The following is a 7,797-nucleotide window of genomic DNA, read 5'->3' as shown; positions in this document are numbered from 1 at the left end:
TCGGAATGGGGGCTGTCGTCAGCGCCTGTCGCATTTCTATTTTGCTGGGAACGTCGCAACTTTAACTTGCTAAAACATTCATTGAAATTATACAGTATTATGTATATGCCTGTTATCGATTGTTGAAACAATCCATCAATGCACTGAATTCTTCCAAGGTGATTGTACAATAGAAATACGGCAGCTCTTTTCCGGCTCTGATTTTAATCAAACCCGGCTGCTCTGGCATTTGTGCATAATAGATCACCTTGGATAACTGCAAGCGGACTGGATATGACAGCTCGCCATAATCCAAGGTCGCCCATGCATCGATCCATGATTTCATCTTTGCAGCCTTCATTCAGCTAATAATCGGCTCTATTTTAAGACCTCGAAGGCAGATCGAGGGATGAACGCTCTGGCCTCGCTCAAAGTGACCTCGCCCTTATCGACAAGCTGCATGACAGATTTGGCAAGTGGCCGCGCGATCACCTTGTCAGACTCGACGCCCTCTTTCAAAAGTTGCCGAACGACTGCCGACCAGGCATCGATCGGCCGATCAAGAAAACGGTCTCGAACGTCATCATCGAAAACAAGGAATTCGCGGACAGCGAAGCGGCGCGTTCCGTCTGTTGTCCGGATAAGATGCTGCGTGATGAAAATCTGAAGCGAGCTGATCAGATCGAAAGCACGCGCGGCTTGTTCCTCGGCCGGAAACTCCATCGCCATTCGGCGCAGGCCCTCGGCGATCGATCCGGCATGTGTAGTGGTATTGACTATATGCCCCTGAATGCTGGCCGCTATACAACCATTCATGGAGCTATAATCGCGCGCTTCCCCAACGTTGATAATCGCAGGGGCTCGACGCAAGGATGACCAGATTCCAGCGGCAAAAGTTGGAAGATCGCGCCCTTCGCCGATTTCCGACTGCCCTATCAGGCTGGCAGATTCGCTTTGCTCGTTCAGAATATCGGCAAAGGTGAATTCTATCGGAGCCTGAAAATCCACGATCTTGCGCGGGTTTTCATGGTTTTCCAGATGATGGCGGGTGATGCCCGCCATCGTCGTTGATTTGCCATGTCCGGTTCCGCCGGCGATGACGATGATGCCAGACTTCGGATTGAGAAACGGGCGAAGCTCGTTTTCAAACTGGACTTCATCAAGCGTCGGGGTTCGTGACGGTAATGCGCGCAGTGTCAGCTCAACACCGGAACCGCCATTTTTCGTAATGGGGGTGGCATTGACGCGAAACCGGTAGCGCTCATGCCGGCTGACTTGGACCTCATAGGAGAAATCGAGGCACCTGCCCTGACGCAGGATGCTCGGCGCATCTGAGGAACGCCAGATATAGGAAAGCAGAAGATCTACTTCGGAGCGCAGGAGCGTTCGCCGCGTGCCAAAATGCTGACGGGAATTGATTTGAATGCGGGGGCGCGCTTCTGACTGGATGGTAATGTCAGAAGCGCCCCTTTTCGCCGCACCAACAAGAAAGAGGTCGAAGATCTCTGGCGTGCTATCAAACCGTGACGGCTCATCCTTGAGAACAGATACGAATGTGTCCTTGGGATCGAACGGTGTCTGGTCTAGCCGCGCTTCGTCTATCATTCCTCTTGCCTGTTGCCCCTCTTATTTATTGACCTCAAAGCGCCGGGTGATCGGCTTCCAGCGCCTCGGATCAGAATTGAAGGTAGCAGAATTCTCGATCTTCACACGTCGCTGACCGATAAAGAGTTCTTCCGGCGTTCCTTTCGCCCGAACTTCGCTCGATGTGATAACCATGCTGTTGACCAGACCAGCATCGACAAGCCGACGATACTCGACCATGCCGAGATAATCACGGCGCAGGAGGTTCATATTCTCTTTCAAGGCTTCTTCAGCCTGCATTCGCCCTTGGCGCCAGCCTTCGGCCATATAGCGATCCCACACCTTGCGTTCTTCCGTTTCTGAAGGAAGAAACTGGTCTGATGGATCTGGCGTCTTGTCGATGCCCATGACCAGATAGTCGCGCCAGCTTGGGATGACAGCGACGAGGCGACCGGGTTTCTCAATCCGGTAATACTCGTCTGCGGCAACGCTCTCGCGGCCACCGTCCGTGATGGTGATCGCTTCCTTTGCCCTGCTGACGACAGGCGGCACAACATATCCCGTCTCGCGGGGTGCCTTATAGACCACATCATTGAAATTGAATTCTTGTGAAAGGGCAGAGGATTTAACTTCAAGCTCTTTCAGAATTTCCCATGACCGGCGCTCGTAAGCGGCTTGTGCAGAGTAAGCCAACGCCGCATCGCGCAAGGCTGAATAGCGCGCGGCGTCAACCGCATTGGCTCCTGTGCCGCTGCGGGTTTTCTTGGCAAACTGCTCATAGGTCAAAGGCGCGGATGATCCCCCTGCGAGATTGTCTACGCCGCCTAGCACTGGCGGCGGCGGCGGTTCATCCAGCTTCACGGAATTCGTTGTGGTGCAACCTGCTAATGAAACCGATACGGACATGGCTGCGATGATCGGGAAAAACTGCTTCATAGTCGGGTATCGTCCAGATGCGGGACCGGACTCTTTTCGGGCCGGGCATAGTGAATTGTCATGACGCGCGACGACTGATCTATTTCGAGCCATGCCCGCCCTTTCCCCTGACCGAAGGCTTCTCGCAGGAAGCCGAGAAGGGTCATATCCTTATAGTGAACGGCGACAAGAATAGGCGATCCGGAGCGCTCGCCCTTGGCCTGCACACTATATCCGGCCATCGCCGCGGCCTTGCGCGTCACATCATCAAGAGTGCCATTCCAGCGGGAATCCACCGGTTGCAATAAAGCTTCGCCCGGTGTTTCCGGATGGATACGGACAGTATTGCTTGCAAATGGCTCAAGAGCTTTAGGATAGAGCGACGCATATCTTTTCTCCTCGCTAACGGCAGTTAACGATGAATCAAGATATTTTTGAACCGAAAGAGTATCGAAGTTCTCTTTCTTATTTGCGCACGCGCTACAAAGTAGCGCCAATGCAACAACAACTGGCTTCCGCATTTATAGTCGCCTTGTCTAACTTTGTGGACAAGCGATCAAAGAACGATCACCCTCGGGTGATAGTGGTAAAGAATTTGACCGATTTTGCAACATATAGCATTAGAAAAATGCCCTATGCGGTCATTAATGTGAAAAACCCTCGCCCCTCTCATGGCCGCGATCCATCGACTGTTCTTGGCGCAATGAGATTTCATGCCCGCGTTGAGCTGCTTGAACCGTCGATGTGAGTTGATTGGCCTTCGAATATCCCTCAATGAACGCATTCAGCCGCTGCTCGGAAACTTCCGGCATGGCGCGGGACAAACGATCGCGATCAAGATCTCCTGAATTCCCAACACCAAAGCGCTCTTTGACGCCATCGACAAGGCTGCGAAGCTCGCCAAAGGCTTGCTTGTCATCAGCCGTCGCGATCAGCCCACTTAGCTTTTCGACAGGGCATCGCTCGATCCGGCCGATCAGTTCTCGCGCAGCCGGCGACAAGTCTGCCAATGGCTCCCGCATGAGATTCCGGAACCGCTGCTCATGGCGGGTCAAATCGGTACGCAGATTGGTGCGCCTTTGTCCGTAATCATGAAGGGCAGAAAGCGCGTGATCGAGCGATTGAAGGGCTTTATCTCTGGACGCATCATTGCGCCCCAACAGCGACCGGTTTCCAAGTAACTCGCCGTATGCAAACGGCTTTGCTCGGATCTCTGGAACAAGCCGGGAAGCAGGTACATGGCGCTTATCGACCTGCTCTTTGATCATGGTCAACGTCGTGTCCGGATTCCGCCATACGGCTGAGACGGCCTTGCGCAAATACTGCGCAAAGTTCTGCATGTCCGGATGATTATCAATCTGCACTTCGACGGCTGCCTCAACGCTCTCGTGCCATTCCATCTTTCCGATAATGAGCGGCTTTTCAGGGGTATCGAACATGGCCTGCCTCTTTTCGTACTGATCAATAACGCGCTGCTCTTTGGCCTCGATGTTAAGTGTTTGCGCAATGTCGAGCCTCTGAAGATCCTGCCCTGCTTTCTGACCGGCATGGATCAAAGGCCAGCTTTCGGAGAATGCCTCGAACAGGTGTTCAGGAATGAGCGATCGTAGCTTTGCGGTCGCTTCCTCATTCAAATCAGGACCGATCGCAACGGCTGTTATGCGAGGCACGATAGCTGCGATGGCCTTATTGAACTTCACCAGATCATCGGATGCCATGCCGTCGCGCAGTTCATAGCCGATCGCAGTGAACCATCGACGGCGCGCGCGATCTGTATTGTCAGCCTGTGAATGCCCAAGATTGTGCTGCAACCGCGAAAGCGCCTGTCGCACTGCAAGAGTCATTTCAGGGAAACGAACAGGCGCTGGCGTCGGCACAGGGCGTGGGCTTGCGGAGAATTCCGGCTTTGTCTCCCGCTGGATCGTCGGCTTGACCGACGGTCGCAGCGTCTGACTGAATTGTTCTTTGAAGGCGTCCAGGCGCGTGATGACCTTGGACAAACGCGCGCGCATGGCGCTGACCTGATGACGGAATATTTCTCCGATCTCATTCAGGCTCGGAATGCCACGGCGTTCTGCAAACTCTTTGACGCTCTGCTGATAATCGTCGCGCTTTTCATAGGCGAGCGTGGTGTCCTTCATCCGATCGCGCGATAGCTTCTCAACGAGCTTGTCGAGCGATTTGAATTCATCACCGCCAGCGTAAAGATTAACCGACTCTCTATGTCGGCTCAACGCCACATAGGTCATGTGCGCATCCATGCTTGGACTTGCCAGCACATGAACGGTATCGACGGTTGCGCCCTGACTCTTATGGATCGTGGCCGCATAGCCATAATCAAGATTGGCGTAATCGTTTTGAGCGACGACAACATTCCGGCCGTCCGCCAACTGAACGGATATGCGGCCGCGCTTCGCTTCCTCGACCACTGCAAAGGTTCCGTTCTCGACCCCGAGATCTCGGCTCTTTTCCAGAAATACAATGCGGTCACCGACCGCGAACTGGCGGACACCGCGCGCCGTACGGAAGCTGTGTTCGTCCTGAAGTCCGCCACGCTCTTTGATCAATTCACGCGCCGACTGGTTAAGGGCATGCACGTCCACATTACGGTGCGCCAGCATCAGCACATCAGCACCGACCTCCCAATCGCGCGACCAATTGTCGATCAAATGACTGCGGGCTGTCTGACTGTCTGGCTCAAGGTGAACCATATCATTTTCGATATAGCGAGCGATGGCTTCCGCATTGCGCCCGCTACCAAAGTCAATGGTCGCTTGCTGCATCCAAGTTTCACGCTGACGGCGAACTCCGGCAAGCTCAACATATCCCACATCATCCGCGATTGCTCGAAATGCGGCACCTGCAGCAATAGGCTGGAGCTGTCTGGCATCGCCTAGCAGAATCAGCTTTGCGCCCGCATCCTGAACCTTGCTGACAAATTTTTCCATCTGAGACGAGCCGACCATTCCGGCTTCGTCCAGCACGAAAATATCACCGGACTGTAAGAGATGAAGATCATTTTTCCAGCACGCTTCCCACGACGCAAGGGTACGCGATTCAATGCCAGCGCTTTCAGCCAGACCAACGGCGGCTTTGCCCGCAAGGGCTCCACCAACAACGCGATGACCTTGTGCCTCATAAATCGCACGAACGGCATTCATGACAGTTGATTTACCTGCACCGGCATAGCCGACCATAACGGATATTCCGTTATTCTCTGTCAGGCGACCAATGACGGATTGCTGCTCACTGTCAAACTTGAAGCCGACTTCTTTCTCGACCTGACTGAGGGCTTTTGCAGCAATTTTTGGCGAGGATGAGAAGCTGTCGCGACTCCGCAAAGTGCGCGCCGCTGCCATCATGTTACGCTCAGTTTGCAAAACTTCTGTTGTTGTGAATTTTGGCCGTTCCAGCATTTTGTCGCTGATTGGATCAAACACCGGAGCGGAGATCATAACCTGATTATCTAGGGCTCCCACACGATAGAAAAGAGCTTGGAAGTCAGCATGATTGTCGGTGTAGCGATGGCAAACTCGGGCAACGTCGCGCTCATCGAAAACCGACTTTTCTGCGGTAATCAGCGTTAGCACTATCGACGGATCAGCCATGATGTGTTGACGGCGTTGCGCCTCAATATCCGCATTGACTTTGATACGATCTGAATGCCCGCCCTTGCGATCCATAGCATCGGCAACCGGGCCACGGTGCATCATAGGTTCGATGGAGATCCCACGTTCCGCATAGGATCGATGGTCTACACGAATATCAAATCCATGCTGCGCAAGGTGATGATTTTGTGTTTCTGCCCACGACTCTCTAAGTGCTGGAATAAGCTCTTTGTCACCGGCGAACTGCCTATAAAGGGCATGACCATTCTTGGAGAACTTGGGATTGCCATCTGCATCAAGTGATCGCACATTCTTAGGCCCGAAACCATCATCAGCGAGTGGTCGCAGAACCGTCATAATGTGGACATGCGGATTACCTCGGCTGTCATGATATGCCCAATCGGCAACAACGCCATTTCGCGAAAAGTTGGTTTCAACAAACTCACGCACAAGGGCAATGTTATGTTCCTGAGAAAGCTCGACAGGTAAGGCCAGTGTCATTTCGCGGGCGACCTGTGCATCACTTCGGATTTCAGCCGCTTCGACCTTATTCCATAAAACTTCGGATGCCTTTGCGGCTGGCATGGAACTTAGCGCTAGAGCCCACGCTGGAGCATTATCAGGGATAGCTATTTCGCTATGAACATTGCCGCGCTTGGCTGTGAAATCATGGGTAGTTCCATAGCGATCATTCGTCATCGTTGCGCAATGACGATAGGCGGCGGCAGCGACGGCACTCTGCCCTGTCGCTCTGCTCAAGACCTGCGCATGAAGATGGAATATCGCCATGCGTTCACAAATATCAGCAAGGTATCGATTTGTCGATACATAAGTGCGCCCTTGGAACTGGGACTGCTACGCAGGTCCAGACGGGACTAAGAATGCGTTGGCAAAGCCAACTCTCTCTTTATTGAGTTTTCGCTGCGCTCCACTACTGGTTGTGAATGTTGTTGCTGTATGTTGCAAATCGGATTAGCATTGAATGGCATAAAGTAATTTTCATTGGAGAATGATGAATGGCTAAAGTTTCGAGAGTCTCGAAGATTCAGGAGGAGATTGCCCGACTACAGGAGCGCCTTGAAGAAGAAAGAAGCAAGGAAGCTGAGCGATTGGGTTCGATAGCCGTCAAAGCTGGCCTTGCGGATCTTGAGATCAGCGACCGCGATTTGCTCAAAGCTTTGAAGGAAGTAGCTGCCCGATTTCAATCTTCAGGGACTGAATGATTACGGCCAGCTAAATCAGCACCTGCAACAACTCTACAGGAGGCACAAAGAAGGAATGGCAGCAGACAGACGCAAGGACGCCCATGAAAAAATCATGCTTGGTGGACTAGTCACTAAGGCCGGATTACGTGGCGAAAATCCTGCGTTCATTCTCGGTGTTCTTCTCACTGCCTTTGAACAAAAAGATAACGAGAAACTTCGCGATGCTATGATCGAAAAAGGCAGGAAGGCTTTTGAGAAATGATAACAAAACCTCATGAGCCCTCGCCCAATTTCTTTCTGTTATGCTTCGCTGTCGTCATCCTGATTGCACCTCTGTTCTGGTACATGCGATTTGTCGCTCCGACATGGATCGGACCAAATGGACAAACCACTGGCCTGAGTCTTTCTCAGGCTTGGGATTGTGCATTATTCTGGAAGGCTTCAACCTGCCGGATACATCTTGAGCAAGCTGGCTATCCGGCGGTTTCGCAACTTTCGCGAAACCT

The 7,797-nt window shown here is 52.7% G+C and carries 8 protein-coding genes; 3 read left to right on the top strand and 5 right to left on the bottom strand.

From position 1 onward, the window contains the following. Positions 1–112: 112 nt before the first annotated feature. From JNC80_RS19650 to traA, 5 genes are all read right to left on the bottom strand, one after another. Complete coding sequence (locus tag JNC80_RS19650; RefSeq protein WP_376711379.1) at positions 113–325, bottom strand: hypothetical protein; 213 nt, start codon at positions 323–325, stop codon at positions 113–115. 32 nt (positions 326–357) lie between these two features. Further along, on the bottom strand, positions 358–1,584 hold the full coding sequence (locus JNC80_RS19645; protein ID WP_376711378.1) for a type IV pilus twitching motility protein PilT: 1,227 nt from the start codon (positions 1,582–1,584) through the stop codon (positions 358–360). A gap of 21 nt (positions 1,585–1,605) precedes the next feature. Beyond that, the gene (locus JNC80_RS19640) at positions 1,606–2,499 is read right to left on the bottom strand and encodes a type IV secretory system conjugative DNA transfer family protein (RefSeq protein ID WP_376711377.1); all 894 of its coding nucleotides are present in this window, start codon (positions 2,497–2,499) and stop codon (positions 1,606–1,608) included. Further along, a complete protein-coding gene (locus JNC80_RS19635) occupies positions 2,496–2,999 on the bottom strand; it encodes a DotD/TraH family lipoprotein (RefSeq protein WP_376711376.1) in 504 nt (167 codons plus the stop codon). Before JNC80_RS19635 ends, JNC80_RS19640 begins: the two co-directional genes overlap by 4 nt. 123 nt (positions 3,000–3,122) lie before the next feature. Further along, a complete protein-coding gene (gene traA, locus JNC80_RS19630; protein ID WP_376711375.1) occupies positions 3,123–6,875 on the bottom strand; it encodes a Ti-type conjugative transfer relaxase TraA in 3,753 nt (1,250 codons plus the stop codon). Positions 6,876–7,102: 227 nt separating this feature from the next. On the opposite strand from traA, the gene JNC80_RS19625 reads away from it, so the two are divergent. The 3 genes from JNC80_RS19625 to JNC80_RS19615 form a co-directional block, all read left to right on the top strand. After that, positions 7,103–7,309, top strand: a complete 207-nt coding sequence (locus JNC80_RS19625) for a TraC family protein (RefSeq protein ID WP_138787531.1) — start codon at positions 7,103–7,105, stop codon at positions 7,307–7,309. A 55-nt stretch (positions 7,310–7,364) separates the two neighbouring features. After that, a complete protein-coding gene (locus JNC80_RS19620; protein ID WP_138787532.1) occupies positions 7,365–7,553 on the top strand; it encodes a conjugal transfer protein TraD in 189 nt (62 codons plus the stop codon). After that, positions 7,550–7,797: hypothetical protein (locus JNC80_RS19615; protein WP_376711374.1), on the top strand; the 248-nt coding region annotated here is incomplete at its 3' end. The genes JNC80_RS19620 and JNC80_RS19615, both read left to right, overlap by 4 nt.

The sequence above is a fragment of the Pseudochrobactrum lubricantis genome, assembly GCF_041929865.1.
GTDB classification, from domain to species: domain Bacteria; phylum Pseudomonadota; class Alphaproteobacteria; order Rhizobiales; family Rhizobiaceae; genus Pseudochrobactrum; species Pseudochrobactrum saccharolyticum.
The sequence above is the reverse complement of the archived record's forward strand: the minus strand, read 5'-3'. Positions and strand labels throughout refer to the sequence as shown.

Excerpts from the sequence above, each read along its gene's own strand:
- JNC80_RS19620 (WP_138787532.1), top strand. The coding sequence starts at position 7,365 with ATGGCAGCAGACAGACGCAAGGACGCCCATGAAAAAATCATGCTTGGT.
- JNC80_RS19640 (WP_376711377.1), bottom strand. The coding sequence starts at position 2,499 with ATGAAGCAGTTTTTCCCGATCATCGCAGCCATGTCCGTATCGGTTTCA.
- JNC80_RS19625 (WP_138787531.1), top strand. The coding sequence starts at position 7,103 with ATGGCTAAAGTTTCGAGAGTCTCGAAGATTCAGGAGGAGATTGCCCGA.
- traA (WP_376711375.1), bottom strand. The coding sequence starts at position 6,875 with ATGGCGATATTCCATCTTCATGCGCAGGTCTTGAGCAGAGCGACAGGG.
- JNC80_RS19650 (WP_376711379.1), bottom strand. The coding sequence starts at position 325 with ATGAAATCATGGATCGATGCATGGGCGACCTTGGATTATGGCGAGCTG.
- JNC80_RS19645 (WP_376711378.1), bottom strand. The coding sequence starts at position 1,584 with ATGATAGACGAAGCGCGGCTAGACCAGACACCGTTCGATCCCAAGGAC.
- JNC80_RS19635 (WP_376711376.1), bottom strand. The coding sequence starts at position 2,999 with ATGCGGAAGCCAGTTGTTGTTGCATTGGCGCTACTTTGTAGCGCGTGC.